Source organism: Micromonospora sp. NPDC000207 (assembly GCF_040300925.1).
In the GTDB taxonomy this organism is placed as follows: domain Bacteria; phylum Actinomycetota; class Actinomycetes; order Mycobacteriales; family Micromonosporaceae; genus Micromonospora.
In genome coordinates, this window is sequence record NZ_JBEPEQ010000036.1 from 12,411 (window position 1) to 29,655 (window position 17,245).

Below are 17,245 nucleotides of genomic sequence, written 5' to 3' on the forward strand. Positions count from 1 at the left end.
CTCTCTCGAACGGATCGCCTCGGGGCGTCCCGTCAGGACCGGGTCTGCTTGGTGATCGAGGAGTCCTTGGCGACCTTGTCGGCCGCCTTCTGCATCCGGTCGACGAACCCGGCGGCGGTGAGCCGTCCGGCCATCAGCTCGGCGGAGAGGTTCTGGCTCTCCTTGTCCAGGTCGGCGTAGAAGTCGAACAGCTTGGTCTTGATCAGGTCGGCGGGGGCCTGGCTCATCAGCTGGTTGGCGCTGGCCAGGGCGGTGTCCTGGACGGCGTCGCCGGAGCCCTTGGTGGAGGCGAGGGACTTGGTCAGCTCGGCGAACTTCGCCGATCCGGCCTTGGAGAGCACGGCCCGCAGGAACTCCTTGGCCGCCGCCTTGTTCGGGGCCTTGCTCGGGACGACCAGGCCCTCGCCGGCTCCGGCGAAGACGTCCTTGGGGGCCTTGTCGGTGGCGCCGAGGCCCCAGTAGTCGGAGATCTTCATCTCGAAGCCGGGCGGGATGGTGGCGGCCATCTCGTTCTTCAGCCAGGTGCCGACCTGGATGAAGGCGGCCTTCCCGTCCAGCCAGGCCTGCTGGGACTGGGTGTGGTTGAGGTTGCCCGGCAGCAGGAGGCGGTCCTTGACCAGCTTCTCCCAGGCCTCCAGGGCGGGCAGGACGCCCTCGGCCCGCCAGGCGTTCTCCTTCAGGTTGTCGATGTCGATCACGGCCTGCTTGCCGGCGGACTTCCAGATGGTGGCCATCAGCGCCCAGCGGGGGTAGTAGCCGTGCACCGCGTCGTGGACGTACGGGGCGATGCCCTTGGCCTTGATCTTCGGAGCGAGGGCGAAGAACTCGTCGAAGGTGGTCGGCGGGGTCCACCCCTCCTTGGTGAACAGGGCGCTGTTGTACCAGTTCCCCCAGACGGTGAAGGCCACGTTGACGACGTAGAACTTGTCCTGGAAGGTGCCGTCCTCCCGGGTGCCGGGCAGCAGCGAGTCGCCGACGGTGCCCTCGCTGTCCCAGGCGGGGGCGGCGAGGAGGTCGTCGAGGGGCTCGATCGCGCCCTCGTTGACCAGGGTGCTGATGTCCATCATGTCGGCGCCCGAGTTCATCACCAGGTCACTGGGCTGGGTCGCCATCTTCGGCTGCTCTTCGGTCTTGATCTTCTGGGTGGAGCTCATGTTGACGGTGACGCCGGCGTGCCTGGCGTTGAAGACCGCCTGGTCCTCCTTGGCCCACTGGTCGCCGAGCCCACCGTTGAAGACGACCACCTTGACGGCGCTGCCGTCCTGCACCCCGAACGGGTTGTCGTTGCTCTTGGCCCCCTCGTCCTGGTTGGCGGGGGTGGGTTCGCTGCCGGCGCAGGCGCTGAGCAGTCCGGCGGCCGGGGTGACCAGCAGGCCCGCGGCGGCGGCCCGGCGCAGCAGCGTACGGCGGTTCAGGTCGGCGTGGTTCTCGGGGGTTACCGACATGGTGTCTCTCCTCGTGGTGTCGGATGGTGACGCGTGGGGCTGCGGTTCAGGTGTTGGCTGCGGTGGTGGCCTTGTGACCCCCGACGGCCTGGGCGGTCCGCCGGAAGGCCGCGTGTGCCCGTCCGTGGGTGCGCTGCGCGACGGCGATGTAGAGCAGGTCGAGGACGACCAACTGGGGGTGCCGGGCGGAGAGCGCGTCGGGTCGGAAGCTGGTGGACTGGCTGGCGGTGAGGAGCACCACGTCGGCAAGGTCGGCCAGGGTGCTGCGGGGGAATCCGGTGAGTGCGACGGTCGTCGCTCCCCGGCTGCCCGCCTCGGCGAGCATCTCGACGGTCTCCCTGGTCTGCCCGGTGTAGGAGATGCCGAGGGCCACGTCGCCCGCGCCGAGCAGCGCGGCGCTGGCCAACCCGTCGTGTACGTCGTTCCAGGCCCAGGCGGCCACCCCGATGCGGTGCAGACTGAGTTGCATCTCCTGCCCGACGAGGGCGCTGCCACCCGCCCCGACGATGGTGACCCGACCGGCACCGGCGATGGCCATCGCCGCCCGTTCCACCTCGGTCAGGTCGAGCAGGGCGGCAGTGTCGTGCATGGCTCGGGTGTCGGCGGCCATCAGCTGCTCCAGCACCCTGTCGAGCGGGTCGCCGGGCTGGATCTCGCGTCCGATGTCGACCGACCACCCGGCGGACCGGGCCCGACCGGTCTCGGCGGCGATGCCCAGCCGCAGGTCGGCGTAGCCGTCGAAGCCCATCGCCCGGCAGAACCGGGTGACGGTGGCGGGTGAGGTCCCACTCCCCTCGGCCAGTTCGACGATCGTCGACCGGGCGGCGGTCTCCGGGTCGGCGAGCACGTGGTCGGCGACCCGCCGCAGTGCTCCGGTGAGGTCGTCCAGTCCGGACCGGACGCGGGCCAGGACGCTGTCGCCGGTGATGCTCCGGGAACCTCGCCGGTCGACCCGGGTGGCATCGACCACCGCTGTCACCGCAGCGGGGTCCCCGTCGTGGTCGGCCATCGAGATCCTTTCCGAAAAGAATGTTTACTGTTAGTGGTAAAAGTTCTTACTGGAGACCCCGTTCTGTCAAGACCATGGATGAAGTTTTCAAACTGTTACCGAGGCACCCTCCGATCACGACTGTCGGAAGAACGCCTTTGACCAGCACGAACAGCACCAACACCGGCCGGTTGGGCTAGCCTGGTCCGATGAGCAGGCTGCGGGAGCTCGCCGACCGTACGCCGCCGGACCGCGAGCGTTACCTCGACCTCCTCCGCGCCCTGGCAATCGTCGCTGTGGTCCTCGGGCACTGGACGGTCACCGTCGTCGTGTACGACCTCTCCGGGTCACCGGACGGCCACTCCGCCCTACCGGAGCTGCCCTGGGCGTACCCGCTGACCTGGGTGGCCCAGGTCATGCCGGTCTTCTTCCTGGTCGGCGGGTACGCCAACGCCGCCTCCCTGCACTCGTTCCGGGCCCGGGGCGGCGACGGGGCCGGGTGGCTGCTGGACCGCAGCAACCGCCTGGTCCGCCCGACCACCGTCCTGGTAGCGGTCCTGATGGTCGGCGCGGCCCAGGCGTCACTGGCCGGGGTCGACTCGGAGCGGATCCGGACGGTGGCCTGGTTCGCCACGATCCCGCTGTGGTTCCTCGCCGCCTACCTGGCCGTCGTCCCCCTCACCCCACCGATGTACGCGCTGCACCGCCGGTTCGGGCTCGCCGTACCGCTGGGATTGGTGGTCCTCGTCGCCGCCGGGGACGTGGCCCGGTTCGCCGGACACGACACGTGGGGACTCGGGAGCTTCGTGTTCGGGTGGTTGGCAGTGCACCAGGTCGGGTTCGCCTGGTACGACACCCACGCCGGGCAACCCGATCGGCGACGACGGCTCCCCACCGGCCGCCCGGCCGCGCTCGCGATGCTCGTCGGCGGGCTGGGCGTCACGGTCCTGCTCACCGTCCCCGGCCCGTACCCGGTGAGCATGCTCAACGTGCCCGGCGAACGGCTGGCCAACGCCTCCCCGCCCAGCCTGGCCCTGCTCACCCTCTTCACCGCCCAACTCGGGCTGATCCTGCTGGTCCGGGCCCCTGTCGAGCGGTGGCTGCACCGGCGTCGCCCCTGGCAGGCGGTGATCGCCGTGAACTCGGTGGTGCTGACCCTGTTCCTGTGGCACCTGACGGCGGCGATCCTGCTCGTCGGCGCGCTGGACGCGGTGGGGCGGCTGCCCACCCCGTCGGCCGGTTCGGCCGCCTGGTTCGCCTGGCGGGTGCCGTGGGTGCTGATGCTCGCCGCCGTCCTGGCCGCCCTGGTGGCGGTCTTCGGCCGGGTCGAGGCCCGCACCCTGCGCCGGGAACGGACCACCCCGCAACCCACCTCACCGGTACGCGGTGCCCTGGTCGTCGCCGGGTACGCCGCCGTCGTCGTCGCCCTGGTGGTCAACAGCCAGACCCCGAAGTACGCCCCCGAGCCGTACGGGCTGCCCGTCGTCGCCCTGGTGGCATACCTGGCCGGGGCCGGGCTGCTCCGCCTCCTCACCTGGATTCGCCCACCACTCAGGTGAACCAGACACCCGCCGTGTCCGTCGTGACCACGACGACGTCCACCGTGGAGGATCGATGGCGAACCAGTGGAACCCGGTCGAGGGGTACGACCTGAACCTCGACACCTGGCAGGGGTTCGAGTACACCCCAGACGAGCTTCAAGCACTCGACGAGCTCGCGTACCAGCTGTCGATCGGGGCGCTCGACACCGTGGGAGACCAGCAGGGCCTTGCCGGCCCCGCCTTCGCTCCACTCCCCCAGGAAAACGCCGACTCCCGCTGGGTAGCCGAGTTTCACCGACTCCGACGGATCGGAGAAATCGACAACTACGGAATTTCCCACGGAGTGGGTTCACCACACATCAAGCAGGAGGTCAGCAGGTGGTTACGGTACGGCATTCCGAAGAACATTCAGAATGACCATAAAGAGATCAAGGAAGCCTTACTCGCCGACCGTCACCTCGGGTGCCGATTCACGCTCGCTGGCGCTCCCGGGCTGCAAGGCACCTGGTCGGAGAACTACGAACAATATTATCGACACCTTGGAGGAAGAATCCCTTCCGAAGCCCAGGAACCCGCGAACAAGGCATTCCGGAAGTGCCACAAACGCCTTTACAGCCACCAAAAAAAATCGGCGACCGCAAACTCTGGTGAATTCGACTTCTTCGAATCACACCCGGACTGGAAGGAGTATTTCCTGCCCAAGGGAACCACCAAACGCGATTACTACGAACGGATACTGGCGGAGCAGCGAGGGCCGGCACTTCCGACGCCCGGACCCTCGACGGTGCCGGTGTGGCAGTCCGCCCCGGTTCCGACGCCCACCAACCCGGCGGCCTGGAACCCCACCCTCTCGGTGGCCGGTGCCGCAGGAATGTCGCTCACCGGAGCAGGACACCGGCCCCCGGTCGGCTCCTTCCCCCCACCTGCCACCCACGGGACGCAACAGTGGCAGTCGACACCAGGTACGTACCAACCACCCGGATCCGCTCCTCGCCAGCCGAGCCCTCGGCACTGACGGGAGAAGACATTGCCTTACATGATGGACGACTACTCATCGGAGGAAGAGCGGTCACCATTGCCTTGGAACGGGAGGGAATCCTCGCCCGAACCGCGTCCGGAAGCGGCACCGATGTGGTCGATGCCTGAGGGCCTGACGCAGCAGGACTTTGCCGACGCCCTCCGGCAGCGCTGTGACCGACCCGAATACCGAGGGCTCCACATCGAGAAGAACGAGGTCGAGTCCCTGCCCAACGGCAAGGCGGTTCCCCTGGGCGAACTGGTCGATGCGCTGACAAACGGACCTCGGGTGGATGCCACCTCGCTCGGCCCCGTCGTACGCGAGGCTTTCGACTACCACGGACTGACGCTGAGTGACGTGCGCAGCGACCTGCCGCACCTGCCTGCCACGCTGGCCTACATGCCGATGGGCTCGCCCCCTCGACAGTCCGGCTGGGAGACGGAAATGATCACCCAACTGGACCGGGCCACCGCGACTCGTCCCGGAGTGTGGCCCGACAGGGAGGTCGACGGTCTGCTCAGCCTCCAGTGGGATGGCCTGTCCCGCGAGAACTGGGATCGAATGCCGTCGCTGAGAAGCGCGTTCGAGCGTAACGGGATTCCCGTCAAGACAGACCCCTCGACCGGCAGGGTCATGCCGGACGAGGCGGCGTACGGGGCGGCTCGGCGGCCGACAATGCCTGGACCGTCTGCCCAGGTGACCGCAGCTGTATCCGTCTCGCCGGGGTTCCGAGCCGGTCAGCGCCGGCCGCGAGACGGCAGGGATTCGCCGTCCTCACGACCGGATTCCCCGGGACCGCCACGGCAGCGCCCCCGGTTAGGGTGAGTCCGCCAGACCAGACCCGGAAGATCAGTGAGGAGAGCGATGGCACGCTCGAACGATTCAGACGGCTACGTGTCGAGCTCCAGCGAAAGCGCGCCCGACGACCTCCGAGGGCCGGAGCTCGTAGCGTGGATCAATAATTCCAACGACTGGAACATTCCTCCCGGCCTCACCGACAACGACTACGACAACGCCATCAGGCAGTACTGCGATCGGAGAGACGACCGGGGCGAGTTGGTCAATGTCGGGGGGCAGATCCGCCGCGATGTCGTGGAGACCTTGCCGTCAGGCAAGGAGGTCCCGCTGGGTGACCTCATGAACGCCTTGTACGACAGCGGACCCGGGGTCCTCCCGGAGAGGCAGGGGCACCAAACTCTCTTCACCCTCTCCTACTACGGGGTACCTTTACGCGAGACGAGACACCATGAACCTGCTTCCCGGTCTTCCTACGCGTCAGGCGACTATCGCCTACGACCGAGTGGGTGGGAGGCTTCTCTGATCGAGGGACTCGACAGGGTGTTTGCGGCCGCTCCTGACCCTGATCTGGCAAGAAACGGCAGGCACGGCTGGGGACAGCTGGAATCGGTTCCTCACTTTGCCGACCTGTGCAGAAACGGGATGCTCATGCAGAGCTACCTGATGGCCGGTGATCTGAGGCGACAGTTGGCGAATCGGGGAATCGCCCTCCGCGGCGATCCCCTTCTACGGCCGAACGAGAGTGCGTCCCCGCGCTTCTCTCCGCGGCCTTCCTCCACCGCCTCGCATCAGCGGAGTCGAGATGTGGCGCCGGTGCACGCCGCCGGCCTGCGGGTGGACGGATTCGGAGCCCGATCCCGGCCACCTTCCCAGGGCCAGGAGCCGGCCTCTTCCGCCGCACGTTCCGTTCATGGGTCGTCTCGTTCTTCCAGCCCTCAGCGGTGACCCCCACGCGGTAGATCTGGTGGGGAACTGTCGTCACTACGCGAGGGGCTGGACCGCCACGGCAGCGGCCCGGGATGGGATGAGTCCGCCGGGAGACGACGCCGGTGTCGCGCCGAAACCACAGCGGTAGGCCCCGGAAGGGTCGCCGGAAGCCGGAGGGACCCCACCCACCCGAGACACGGTGGGTGGGGTCCCTCCGGCCAGGGGTCAGCGCTTCAGGTCGGCGGTGAAGGCGGCCCAGGCACCCGGTGTGAAGCTCAGGACCGGCCCGGAGGGGTCCTTGCTGTCCCGCACCGCCACGGCGCCCGGCAGATTCCCCGCCACCTCGACGCAGGCACCCCCGTTTGAGCCGCTTCTGCTCGACTTGCGCCACCGGGCGTTGGTCAGGTCCATGTCTTGGCCACTTCCTCGATGAGTAGGAGGGACTGCCTGGCGGGAAGGGCACTGCGACAGGTGAACTCCCAGGTCGCTTCGAGGTTGGCGAGGTCACCCGCCATGCTCAGCACCTGCGAACGAACCTGCCCGTCGACATGTCCCATGACCAGTCCATCTGACAGGGTTGCCAGGGCGAATCCGCCTTGCAGGCCAGGATAGAGCCCGGCCTCTGCGGGCACCACATGGATCTGCACGTGTGGGAGCCCTGCTGCCGCGATCAGGTGGTCGAGCTGCTCACGCATCATCTTCCGGCTGTCCTGCGTGGTGCGGGTGAGCACGTTCGCGTCGAGCACCACTGCCAGCTTCGGCGGGTTCTCGCGGTTCAGAATCGCCTGTCGGTCGATGCGGGACTTCACCCCCGCTTCGATCTCACCGGTGGCCATCCCGCTCGCCCACAACGATGCTCGGGCGTACGCCTCGGTTTGCAGGAGTCCCGGGACGTAGGACGGCTCGTACCAGCGGAGGGAGGTGGCCTGTTCCTCGATTTTTATCCACTCCCGGAGCCAGACCGGGGTGCGGTCCAGGGGTGGCAGCTTCTCCAGGAGGCGGGCGAAGAGGCCGCCGGTGCTCATGGCCTTGTCGACGGCGCGGACGTACTCCGGGGTGGGAGGCCGGGTCCCGGTCTCGATCGCGCTCACGTGGGTGCCGCTGTAGCTGATCACCCGCCCGAACTCCTCCTGGTTGAGGCCCCGGGTCATCCGGCACCTGCGGAGTTCGTCTATCAGAATCGCTGTCGCACTCACGTTCCCCACCCTTTCCCCGGTTATCCCCCGGGCTCGCTCCATCGCGTTCGGAGTGTTCCAGTCGAGACGGTCGGCCACCCTCCACCGTGGGCGCAACTCTAGAACAAGAAGGCCGCCCTCGGTCAATGTCAAAGCATGGACAACTTTCTGCCGGAACGGCGCAATCTCGTACACGAGGGGGACATTCTCGTCCTCGAACCGCGCGACTATCTGTCCGGTTCGCAGCGCCTCCGATTCCGAGTCACATTCATACCGGCGAACGCCGATCTGATCGCCCTGGACTGGGTCTGGTTGCGCGGGGTCACAGTGACCGCCGACGGCGGCGAGATCGAACCCCGTACCCTGCTCATCCGCGCCCAGGCCATCCGGGACGCCCCGGCCCGGAGGACGACCTCGTGACGGGCCGGGATCCGCTCCTCGTCCGGCTCGCCTGGGCCGTCCTGCTCCGACACCGCAGCGGCACCTGTCCGTCCTGCACCGGCAACGGGCACTGTCCACGGGTGGAGGTCTCCCGGATCCGCATCCGCGCCTGGCGACGGTACGGGTCGTGACGATCAGGGCCGGTGACGAGTTCCTGGTGGGGCGGGAGGCGAGCGTGCAGTTCGGCACCCGACCGATCCGGTTCCGGGTGATCAGGGTCCGCGACGACCTGAAGACGTACCACGGTTGGCTCTGGCTCGACGGCTACGCCCTGGACAAGCGGGGCGAGGCGGTCGAACGCCGGACCATCTTCGTACGGCCGGTGGGGCTGCGGGCGCTTCCCACCCCGCAGCCCCCCACCGCACGACGACCCCGACCGATCCCCCGGAACACTCGACGCTAGGCCTGGCCCCGGTGGCAACTGGACGGGTTGTTGCACATGCCGTAACGGCATGTGGTGGGGTCGGGGCACCTCAGCACGAAAGGCTGCCTGCGATGTACCCCTTCCTCACGCCTCCCCGCCAGGTCAAGATCGGCGATGCCGCTGCCTTCGCCGGGATCACCCCACGCGCCATCCGCCACTACCACCAGATCGGTCTGCTGCCGGAGCCCGAGCGCGGCGGTGACGGCCGCCGCCGCTACGGCTACGACGACATGATCCGCCTGCTGTGGATCCGCAAGATGGCCGACGCCGGTATCAGCCTGGACGACATGCGGACCGCCTTCGGCGAGGCCCGGGACGACTCTGGAGACGAAGCCCTGGACCAAGCCCCGGACATCGAGTCGGTCCTGGGCAGGCTGGAGGAGACCCTGGCGGCGCAGGAGGCCGCCATCAGACGGCGGCGCGCGGCTGTCCAGCGACTACAGGCGGTGGGCAGCCCACTGGGGCTGCTCTCCGAGCTGGTCACGGACCGGCTCAGCCACCTGCCCCCGGGCGCGTTGCGCCCCGCCGACCTGGACGCCCTCCTGGTCACAGAACGGATCTTCGGGCCGCTGGGCGCCGCCATCCAGGCCGGCACGTTCATCGTGCTGGCCACCCACCCCGACCTGCGGGCCGAGGAGGACCGTCTGGAGGCGGCCGAGGCCGCCCTCGACGACGGCGTCGAACCCGACGACCCGCGCGTCGAGGAGCTCGCCGTACAGCGATGCGCTCACCTGATCGCCCTGAATCAGGCCATCGAGGCAGCTGGACTCGACGCGGCCGAGAAGAAGATCCTCGAAACCTACGACGCCGACCTGACAGGGGAGGAGCGCACGGAGATGAGTGCCGCCACGGCGATCACCAAGATGCCCTATGACTTCTCTCCGGCCCGGATGCGCTGCGTGGAACTCGCCGGACGGCTCTTCGGCGAGGCCCTTGCCGACGCCCACTCCCCGGACAGCTGATCGCCTTGCTACCTGCCCCTGCCGGTCGGCCGGGCCACCGGAGGCGGAGTCGGCGCCTTCGGCAGTGGAGCCGACGGCAGGTGAGCCGCGTACTCGGCCACCAGCTCCTTCGCTCGGTCGGAAGTCGCCAGGTAGTCGTTCAGCCGGAAGTTCTGATGTTCGCGGCTGTCGCCCAACTCTTCGGACATCTTCAGCAGCCCGGCCTTGGCCTCCGCAGCGATCATCGTCCGCCTGATGTTCTCCGGCATGTCGATCGAGGCTTGCCCCGGGCGCATGGCTGCGACCTCACTGACGGTCTTCTGGTCGACGGAATCAGCCTGGGCCGGCTGGGGAGTAGCGGCGGGAGTCGGGTTCGGCATGGGGGGTCTCCTTCACGTACCGGTGAAACTGCGGACTTCCCCACTACGCGGCTCCCCGGCACCGGTTCACCCCCCGTGAACAGGCATTCTGTGCCATGGGTCACCTTATGCGAGGGCTACCCGGCCCCTCACCGGCGGGCAGGTGGGCCACGGTGGGCTACCTCGATCGCTGGTTGCCGAACGTGTTCTGTGGGGGCGGCGGCTGGCTGGAGCCGACCGTCCGACTGCTCTCGACGTGGTGCCTGGACGAGTTCCGCCGTCGGCGGACTGACCCTGCCCTTCTTCGCCTTCCCATGATCGCCGTTGCCCTTCACGTGCCGGGTCAGCCCCGGGTGTCGGCGACCGCCTGGGCGAAAACCTCGGAGCGGTGCTCGAAGTTGCGGAACCGGCCGTAGCTGGGGGCGGCCGGGGAGAGCAGGACCACCCCGCCGGTCGGAGTGACCCGTCGGGCCAGCCGGACCGCGTCCACCAGGTCCTCGACCACCTCGGTACGCACCTTCGGCAGCCCGGCCAGCGCGTCGACGATCCGTCGACCGCTGTCCGGCACCCCGATGACGGTGATCTCCCGTTCGGCCAGGTGCTCGGCGAACGGGGTGTAGTCCAGCCCCCGGTCGGTGCCACCCACGATCACCGTCAACGGCCGCCCGTCGTACGCGTCGATGGCGTGCATGGCCGCGTACGGGCTGGTGGCGAGGGTGTCGTCGACGAAGGTGAGACCCGACGGGTCGACGATCTCGGTGAGCCGGTGGGCCAGCCCCTGGAACCCGGCGACCGCCACCGCCAGGGTGTCCCGCTGGTCGACCACGTCCACCCCGAGGGCGTCCAGGACGGCCAGGGCCACACAGAGGTTGCCCTCGTTGTGCCGCCCGACCAGCGGGAGGACCGCCCGGGGGAACAGCGGCCGGTCACCGAGGTGGAACCAGGGCGTCCCGTCGGCACCGGTGGCCACGTTCGTGGTGTCCGGGGTGCCCGCCCGGATCGCTGCCCGGTCGCCCAACTCGACGGCCAGCCGGGGGTCCCCACCATTGACGACCACCGTCCGGGGGCCGTGGGCGATCAGGTTCAGCTTGTCCCGGTAGTACTCCCGCTCCCCGCCGTGCGCGTCGAGGTGCTCGGGGAAGAGCGAGGTGACCACGGCGACCCGGGGCGACTCGGTCAGGTCCGCGCACTGGTAGCTCGACAGCTCCAGGACGTACCTGTCGGCCTCGGGGAGGTCGAGCAGGGGCACCCCGATGTTCCCGCCGAAGACGTTCGGTCTGTCGACGGCGGTGAGCAGGTGACTGATCAGGCTGGCGGTGGTGCTCTTGCCCTTGCTCCCGGTCACCCCGACGGTCCGGTCGGCGTGGTCGGCCATCCAGAGGGCGGTCCCCCCGGTGACGGTGACCCCGGCCCGACGCAGCTCCACCATCCAGGGGTGGGTCTGCGGGACCCCCGGGGAGCGGACCACCACGTCGGCGGCGGCCAGGCGGGCGTACCCCTGTTCTCCGGTGACCAGCGGCGCGGCGGCGGCCAACTCGCCCTCCCAGGGCAGGGCCAGGAAGTTGGCGCTGTCGTCGACGGCGACCAGTTCCGCCGGGGCGTGGGCGGCGATCGCCGTCACCGCCGCCCGGCCCTCCCGACCGGTCCCCCAAACGGCGACGGTACGTCCGCGCAGGTCAGACAGGCGCACAGGTGATCTCCTCCACGATGAGCGGGGTTCACCCGCACCCGAGACGGCGGGGGTGGACCAGGGCCTAGTATGGCGTGTGCCCAACGAGCAGCTCCGGCGGATGGACGCCTTCACCTTCCCGTCGTACTCGATCGATCTCGCCACCGGCGAGGCGTTGTTCGACTACGCCCTGACCGGCCCCGACGGCGAGCAGCGGTTCACCGAGGTGATCACACTTCCGCTGCCGGACGAGCCGCCGTCGGACGAGACGGTGGCCACCCTGGACCGGGTCCTGGCCCTGCTGCACCTGGTCGCCGGGGTGAGCTACTACAAGACGGCGGCCCCGCCCCGGCTGGTGCTGCCCGCCCCGCTGGGCACTGACGCCGTCGCGCTGGTCACCGCCGTCTACACCCAGGGCCTCGCCGAGTACGCCTACCGCAACCAGCTTCCGCACGTCCTGGAGCTGGCCCCCGAGGTGCCCCCGGGTGAGGTCCCCCCGGCCCGGGTCTACGACAACTCCGAGCTGCGGCCCCTGAGCGCCGTCGGTGGCGGAAAGGACTCCCTGGTCAGCCTGGAGGCGCTGCGGGGGGCCGGGTTCGACCCGGTGCCCTTCTCGGTCAACCCCAACCACGTGATCGTCGCGGTGAACGAGGCGTCCGGGCTGGCCCCCCTCGCAGCCCGGCGGCGAATCGACCCGGTGCTGTTCGACCTGAACGCGGCCGGGGCGCTCAACGGGCACATCCCGGTCACCGCGATCAACTCGCTGATCGCGGTGGCCACCGCGGTCCTGCACGGGCTCGGCCCGGTGGTGATGTCCAACGAGCGCTCCGCGTCGGACCCGAACCTGGTCTGGAACGGCCACGAGGTCAACCACCAGTGGTCCAAGGGGGTCGAGGCCGAGGGGCTGCTGCGGGCGGCACTGGCCGGGCACGCCGGGCTGACCGAGCCGTACTTCAGCCTCCTGCGGTCGCTGTCGGAGCTGCACATCGCCCGGCTCTTCGCCGCCATCGACAGGTACGACGCCGTGGTGACCAGCTGCAACGCCGCCTTCAAGCTGCGCGACGCGAGCGAACGGTGGTGCCGGGACTGCCCGAAGTGCCGGTTCGTCTTCCTGGCGATGGCGCCCCACATGTCCCGGGAACGGGTGGTCGGGATCTTCGGCGGGGACCTCCTTGCCGACGAGAGTCAGCTCCCCGGCTACCGGGAACTGCTCGGCGTGGACGGGCACAAGCCGTTCGAGTGCGTCGGCGAGGTGGAGGAGTCGGTGGCGGCTCTGGCGATCCTCGCCGAACAGGACCAGTGGCGGGACGCCCCGGTGGTCCTGGCCCTGGCCGACGCCGTCCCGGAGACCGCGTGGGCGACAGCCGCCCGCTCCGACGTCTTCACCCCCGGCGGCCCGAACTTCGTGCCGCCCGCCTACGCCAAGGCCCTCACCGACCTCACCCCCCAGGGGTGAGGGAAGGCCTCTTCGGGGAGGTCAGCCGCCCCGGCTGATCCGGAGGGTAAGGATGTCGGTCCGGACGGTGATGTGGCCGTGGAACAGGGCCACGTCACCGTCGCCGTACCCGATCTGGGTGGCGTTGATCAGCGGGTGTCCGGTGGGGACGCCGAGGCGGGCGGTCAGCTCGTCGTCGGCGAGGACCGCCGCGAGTTCGATCTCGGCCCGCCGGACCGGCATCCCGGTCGCCACGGCCAGGAACTCGAACATGTCCAGGTCGATGCTGAGCAGCCCGGACGGGTCGAGATCCCGGTCGGCGACCCGCAACGGCAGGTGGTCGCGGATGAACACCGCCGGGACCTCGTCGACGGCGAAGAGTCTGTCGACCCGCCAGCACGGGTCGCCCGGCGTCAACCCCAGGGTCTCGGCGCAGTGCCCCGGGCAGTGCACCCGGCTCACCGTGGCGTCGCTGAGGGCCGGACGGTGACCGGAGGCGGTGATCCGGTCCCGCAGGGCGGTGACGTCCCCGATGGCGACCGGGACCCTCCCGTCGGGCTCGTGCACGAAGGTGCCGATCCCCCAGGTACGACGGACCACACCCTCGGCGGAGAGCTGCCCGAGGACCTCCCGGACGGTGGCCCGGCTGACCTCCAGCAGGTCGGCCAGCTCACGCTCGTTGGGCAGCTTGTCACCGGCGTGGAACTCGCTGCCGATCAACTCCCGTAGCCGACCCTGTGCCGCCTTGAGCGCGGTCTCGCGCCGAGCCATCCACGTCACCTCTCGCTCACCGCCGCCGACCGGGCGTACGGAGTGTAGTCGTCAGCCGGGTCCGGCCGACACCGTCGGGTGGACAGTGCTCACCACACCTGCTCCAGCACCCGCAGGGTGTTGCCGCCGATCACCTTGGCGATCTCGTCGTCGGAGTAGTCGTGCCGGACCAGCCAGCCGACGATGGTGCCGAACGCCTCGGCGGGGTTCTCCACACCGGACACGTACTCCACCCGGGGGTGCTCGGGGCGGTTGCCGGCGTCGTGGGCGTAGTTGGCGGCGTACGTGTCGTGCACCCCGACGTGGTCGCCGAACATGGTGTCCGGGCCGAACGTGACGTGGTCGATCCCGACCAGGTCTACGCAGTAGGTGAAGTGGTCCATCACCGACTCGATCGAGTGGTGCGGGTGCTTCTCCGACAGGGTGGTGTGCGGGGCGGCCTCGATACCGATCACCCCACCCCGCTCGGCACAGGCTCGGATCACCTCGTCCGGCTTCATCCGGGAGGTGTCCCACACCGCCCGCGCCCCGGCGTGGGTGATGAAGACCGGCACCCGGGACGCCTCGATGGTGTCCAGGGAGGTCCGGTCCCCGGAGTGGGAGATGTCGATGGCGATGCCGAGCTTGTTCATCCGGTCGACGGCGCGGCGCCCGAAGTGGGTCAGGCCGCCGTCGTGGCGTTCCGAGAGGCCACCGCCGAGCATGTTGGCCTGGCTGTAGGCGATGCCGAGCTGCCGGATCCCGAACCCGTACAGGATGTCGATGCGGTCCAGCTCGTTCTCGATCGGGCTGCTGCACTCCAGCCCGGCGACCAGGGCCAGTCGGCCGTCCCGCTTGGCGGCGTGGATGTCGGCGAGCGAGGTCGCCAGGGTCACGTAGTCCTGCTTGTAGACGTCGGACAGCCGCATCCCGACCGCGTACACCAGGTCGTTCCACTTCCAGCCGTTCTCGCTGGTGACGCAGGAGGCCCCGGCCATGAAGTTGTCGAACACGGCGGTGAGCCCGGAGCGGGACAGCCCCTCGAAGCCGGTGCGCTGCCTGGCGGTCCGGTTGTACGCGCGCAGCTCCCTGACGTCCTCGGGCAGGATCACCGGGTGTTCGTGCAGCGAGACGGCGATGTGGTCGGTCAACAGCCGGGTGACCCGCTCTCGTTGCGCGTCGGTCAGGCCGAGGTCGTGTCCGGGCACCCGACCGAGCTCCGGCGCCAACGCGAACACCCGGTAGTCCGAGTGCGGCTCAAGGTACTCGTAGGACTTGTGGCCCTGGTACCGCGGCGCGGGTTCTTGCAGCACAGTGTGTCTCCTTCGTGGACGTGCCGGCCGGTCACGCGGCCGACGGGTGGTGCCGGCTCGTCACGCGGCCAGCGGGTAGTGGCAGGCGACCGGGTGCTCCGGACCGCTCAGGGCGGGCTCCTGGGTGGCGCAGGTGTCGGTGGCCTGCCAGCAGCGGGTTCGGAACCGGCAGCCGGACGGCGGGTTCACCGGGCTGGGCGGGTCACCGGCGAGCAGGATCCGCTGCCTGTCGGAGCGACCGGCGGGTTCCGGGACCGGGACCGCCGACAGCAGGGCCTTGGTGTACGGGTGCCGGGGCGCGTCGTACAGCGGGGCACCGGGACCGGTCTCGACCAGCTTGCCGAGGTACATCACGGCGACCCGGTCGGAGATGTGCCGGACCACTGACAGGTCGTGGGCGATGAAGACGTACGCCACCCCGATCTCCTTCTGCAACCGTTCCAGCAGGTTCACCACCTGCGCCTGGACCGAGACGTCGAGGGCGGAGACCGGCTCGTCGCAGACCACCACGTCGGGTTGCAGGGCCAGGGCGCGGGCGATGCCGATGCGCTGGCGTTGACCGCCGGAGAACTGGTACGGGTACCGGTCCAGGTGCAGGCTCGGGTCGAGGCCGACCAGGTCGAGGAGTTCGGAGATCCGCTCGGTCCGGCGGGCCTTCGGCAGCACCTCCGGGTGGATCTCGAAGGGCTGGGTGAGGATCTCCCGGATCGTCCGACGCGGGTTCAGCGAGGTGTACGGGTCCTGGAGCACGATCTGGATGCGTCGCCGCAGTGCCCGCAGCCGTCGGCCCCGGGCGGTGTGCACCTCCTCGTCGCCGAAGCGGACGGTGCCGGAGGTGGGCTTCTCCAGGCCGACCAGGGTCCGGGCCAGGGTGCTCTTGCCGCACCCGGACTCCCCTACCACCCCGAGGGTCTCCCCCCGCCGCAGGTCGAAGCTGATCCCGTCGACGGCCTTCACCACCCCGCTCGCCCGCAGCGATCCACTGCGTTTGAGGGGGAAGTGCTTGACCAGGTTCTCGACCCGGAGCACGACGTCGTCACTGGGTGGCATCCAACACCTCCGTGCGGTGGTGACAGGCGCTGGCACGACCGGCAGGCAACGGTTCCAGGGCCGGCAGGGTGCTCCGGCACACGTCGGTGACCCGGTGGCAGCGCAGGTGGAACGGGCAGCCGGTCGGCAGCCGCGCCGGGTTGGGCGGGGAGCCGGGGATGGCGTACAACTGCTCGTCGGTGCGGTCCACCCGGGGCATCGAGGCGAGCAGCCCCTCGGTGTAGGGGTGGGCCGGCCCGTCGAAGATCTGCTCGACGGTGCCGCGTTCGACGATCCGTCCGGCGTACATGACGGCGACGTCGTCGGCGACCTCGGCGACCACCCCCAGGTCGTGGGTGATCAGCAGCAGTCCCGTTCCGGTGTCCCGCTGGATCTCCGCGATCAGCTCCATGACCTGCGCCTGGACTGTGACGTCGAGGGCGGTGGTGGGCTCGTCGGCGATCAGCACCGCCGGTTCCAACGCGATGGCCAGGGCGATCATCACCCGTTGGCGCATCCCGCCGGAGAACTGGTGCGGGTAGTCCTTGACCCGGTCGGCGGGGGCGGGGATGCGTACCCGGTCGAGCAGTTCGACGGCGCGGCGGCGGGCGTCGGCGCGGGACATCCCCCGGCGGACCCGGAGGAGTTCGGTGATCTGGTCGCCGACGGTGAAGACCGGGTTGAGGGCGGCCATGGCGTCCTGGAAGACCATGCCGATCTCCTCGCCGCTGACCCTGTCCCGGTCCCGTGGGGACAGGGACAGCAGCTCCCGCCCCCGTAGGGTCACCGACCCGGTGACCTTCGCCGGGGGGACGTCGAGGATCCCCATCACCGCCTGGGCGGTGACGCTCTTGCCGGAGCCGGACTCGCCGAGCAGGGCGAGGGTCCGGCCGGGGGCGAGTTCCAGGGACACCCCGTTGACGGCGTTCACCGGTCCGCTCGGCCCGGGGAACGACACCCGCAGGTCGGTGACGTTCAGCAGCGGATCCATG

The 17,245-nt window shown here is 69.5% G+C and carries 18 protein-coding genes; 8 read left to right on the forward strand and 10 right to left on the reverse strand.

The genetic code is table 11. From position 1 onward, the window contains the following. Positions 1-32: 32 nt before the first annotated feature. Positions 33-1,445 carry an N-acetylglucosamine/diacetylchitobiose ABC transporter substrate-binding protein gene (gene ngcE / locus ABT336_RS11555; protein WP_350896458.1) on the reverse strand — a complete coding sequence of 471 codons (1,413 nt, stop codon included), beginning with the start codon at positions 1,443-1,445 and terminating at the stop codon, positions 33-35. A 46-nt stretch (positions 1,446-1,491) separates the two neighbouring features. Further along, complete coding sequence (locus ABT336_RS11560; RefSeq protein WP_350896459.1) at positions 1,492-2,454, reverse strand: MurR/RpiR family transcriptional regulator; 963 nt, start codon at positions 2,452-2,454, stop codon at positions 1,492-1,494. 188 nt (positions 2,455-2,642) lie between these two features. Here ABT336_RS11560 and ABT336_RS11565 point away from each other — a divergent pair, with 188 nt between their 5' ends. Genes ABT336_RS11565 through ABT336_RS11575 form a run of 3 tightly spaced genes read left to right on the forward strand, consistent with a single transcriptional unit; the run spans position 2,643 to position 5,817 of the window. Continuing rightward, entirely contained in the window at positions 2,643-3,992 is a 1,350-nt protein-coding gene (locus ABT336_RS11565) for an acyltransferase family protein (RefSeq protein ID WP_350896460.1), read from the forward strand. 55 nt (positions 3,993-4,047) lie between these two features. Then, a complete protein-coding gene (locus tag ABT336_RS11570) occupies positions 4,048-4,989 on the forward strand; it encodes a hypothetical protein (RefSeq protein WP_350896461.1) in 942 nt (313 codons plus the stop codon). 21 nt (positions 4,990-5,010) lie between these two features. Next, a complete protein-coding gene (locus tag ABT336_RS11575) occupies positions 5,011-5,817 on the forward strand; it encodes a hypothetical protein (protein WP_350896462.1) in 807 nt (268 codons plus the stop codon). Between the two features lie 1,125 nt (positions 5,818-6,942). Here ABT336_RS11575 and ABT336_RS11580 read toward each other — a convergent pair. Next, the gene (locus ABT336_RS11580) at positions 6,943-7,128 is read right to left on the reverse strand and encodes a DUF397 domain-containing protein (protein WP_350896463.1); all 186 of its coding nucleotides are present in this window, start codon (positions 7,126-7,128) and stop codon (positions 6,943-6,945) included. Beyond that, entirely contained in the window at positions 7,119-7,922 is an 804-nt protein-coding gene (locus ABT336_RS11585; RefSeq protein WP_350896464.1) for a helix-turn-helix domain-containing protein, read from the reverse strand. The genes ABT336_RS11580 and ABT336_RS11585 overlap by 10 nt, the downstream gene beginning before the upstream one ends. 126 nt (positions 7,923-8,048) lie before the next feature. On the opposite strand from ABT336_RS11585, the gene ABT336_RS11590 reads away from it, so the two are divergent. From ABT336_RS11590 to ABT336_RS11605, 4 genes are all read left to right on the forward strand, one after another. Then, positions 8,049-8,312: a hypothetical protein gene (locus ABT336_RS11590; protein WP_350896465.1), complete on the forward strand. Its 264-nt coding sequence runs from the start codon at positions 8,049-8,051 to the stop codon at positions 8,310-8,312. Then, positions 8,309-8,464 (forward strand): hypothetical protein, encoded by a 156-nt coding sequence (locus ABT336_RS11595; protein ID WP_350896466.1) that lies wholly within the window; start codon positions 8,309-8,311, stop codon positions 8,462-8,464. Before ABT336_RS11590 ends, ABT336_RS11595 begins: the two co-directional genes overlap by 4 nt. Continuing rightward, the gene (locus ABT336_RS11600; protein ID WP_350896467.1) at positions 8,461-8,736 is read left to right on the forward strand and encodes a hypothetical protein; all 276 of its coding nucleotides are present in this window, start codon (positions 8,461-8,463) and stop codon (positions 8,734-8,736) included. The genes ABT336_RS11595 and ABT336_RS11600 overlap by 4 nt, the downstream gene beginning before the upstream one ends. A gap of 92 nt (positions 8,737-8,828) precedes the next feature. Next, positions 8,829-9,719: a MerR family transcriptional regulator gene (locus ABT336_RS11605; RefSeq protein ID WP_350896469.1), complete on the forward strand. Its 891-nt coding sequence runs from the start codon at positions 8,829-8,831 to the stop codon at positions 9,717-9,719. Positions 9,720-9,727: 8 nt separating this feature from the next. Here ABT336_RS11605 and ABT336_RS11610 read toward each other — a convergent pair whose 3' ends face one another. Together ABT336_RS11610 and murD are read right to left on the reverse strand one after the other, a co-directional pair. Next, positions 9,728-10,078: a hypothetical protein gene (locus tag ABT336_RS11610; protein ID WP_350896470.1), complete on the reverse strand. Its 351-nt coding sequence runs from the start codon at positions 10,076-10,078 to the stop codon at positions 9,728-9,730. Positions 10,079-10,400: 322 nt separating this feature from the next. Next, the gene (murD, locus tag ABT336_RS11615) at positions 10,401-11,747 is read right to left on the reverse strand and encodes a UDP-N-acetylmuramoyl-L-alanine--D-glutamate ligase (protein ID WP_350896471.1); all 1,347 of its coding nucleotides are present in this window, start codon (positions 11,745-11,747) and stop codon (positions 10,401-10,403) included. Between the two features lie 76 nt (positions 11,748-11,823). On the opposite strand from murD, the gene ABT336_RS11620 reads away from it, so the two are divergent. Continuing rightward, the gene (locus ABT336_RS11620) at positions 11,824-13,182 is read left to right on the forward strand and encodes a MurL-like N-terminal domain-containing (protein ID WP_350896472.1); all 1,359 of its coding nucleotides are present in this window, start codon (positions 11,824-11,826) and stop codon (positions 13,180-13,182) included. Positions 13,183-13,203: 21 nt separating this feature from the next. Here the strand turns inward: ABT336_RS11620 and ABT336_RS11625 are convergent, their stop codons facing one another. The 4 genes from ABT336_RS11625 to ABT336_RS11640 all read right to left on the reverse strand — a co-directional run bounded on the left by ABT336_RS11625 (position 13,204) and on the right by ABT336_RS11640 (position 17,244). Further along, positions 13,204-13,932 carry a GntR family transcriptional regulator gene (locus ABT336_RS11625; protein WP_350896473.1) on the reverse strand — a complete coding sequence of 243 codons (729 nt, stop codon included), beginning with the start codon at positions 13,930-13,932 and terminating at the stop codon, positions 13,204-13,206. A gap of 89 nt (positions 13,933-14,021) precedes the next feature. Next, positions 14,022-15,224 (reverse strand): dipeptidase, encoded by a 1,203-nt coding sequence (locus tag ABT336_RS11630; RefSeq protein WP_350896474.1) that lies wholly within the window; start codon positions 15,222-15,224, stop codon positions 14,022-14,024. Between the two features lie 60 nt (positions 15,225-15,284). Beyond that, a complete protein-coding gene (locus ABT336_RS11635; protein WP_502891158.1) occupies positions 15,285-16,310 on the reverse strand; it encodes an ABC transporter ATP-binding protein in 1,026 nt (341 codons plus the stop codon). Then, on the reverse strand, positions 16,261-17,244 hold the full coding sequence (locus tag ABT336_RS11640; protein ID WP_350896476.1) for an ABC transporter ATP-binding protein: 984 nt from the start codon (positions 17,242-17,244) through the stop codon (positions 16,261-16,263). Before ABT336_RS11640 ends, ABT336_RS11635 begins: the two co-directional genes overlap by 50 nt. Position 17,245 lies beyond the last annotated feature (1 nt).

Bases quoted from the DNA above. Each gene is read 5' to 3' on its own strand.
- ABT336_RS11575 (WP_350896462.1), top strand. From the start codon at position 5,011: ATGATGGACGACTACTCATCGGAGGAAGAGCGGTCACCATTGCCTTGG.
- ABT336_RS11560 (WP_350896459.1), bottom strand. From the start codon at position 2,454: ATGGCCGACCACGACGGGGACCCCGCTGCGGTGACAGCGGTGGTCGAT.
- ABT336_RS11605 (WP_350896469.1), top strand. From the start codon at position 8,829: ATGTACCCCTTCCTCACGCCTCCCCGCCAGGTCAAGATCGGCGATGCC.
- ABT336_RS11580 (WP_350896463.1), bottom strand. From the start codon at position 7,128: ATGGACCTGACCAACGCCCGGTGGCGCAAGTCGAGCAGAAGCGGCTCA.
- ABT336_RS11625 (WP_350896473.1), bottom strand. From the start codon at position 13,932: ATGGCTCGGCGCGAGACCGCGCTCAAGGCGGCACAGGGTCGGCTACGG.
- ABT336_RS11590 (WP_350896465.1), top strand. From the start codon at position 8,049: ATGGACAACTTTCTGCCGGAACGGCGCAATCTCGTACACGAGGGGGAC.
- ABT336_RS11565 (WP_350896460.1), top strand. From the start codon at position 2,643: ATGAGCAGGCTGCGGGAGCTCGCCGACCGTACGCCGCCGGACCGCGAG.
- ABT336_RS11610 (WP_350896470.1), bottom strand. From the start codon at position 10,078: ATGCCGAACCCGACTCCCGCCGCTACTCCCCAGCCGGCCCAGGCTGAT.
- ngcE (WP_350896458.1), bottom strand. From the start codon at position 1,445: ATGTCGGTAACCCCCGAGAACCACGCCGACCTGAACCGCCGTACGCTG.
- ABT336_RS11570 (WP_350896461.1), top strand. From the start codon at position 4,048: ATGGCGAACCAGTGGAACCCGGTCGAGGGGTACGACCTGAACCTCGAC.
- ABT336_RS11640 (WP_350896476.1), bottom strand. From the start codon at position 17,244: ATGGATCCGCTGCTGAACGTCACCGACCTGCGGGTGTCGTTCCCCGGG.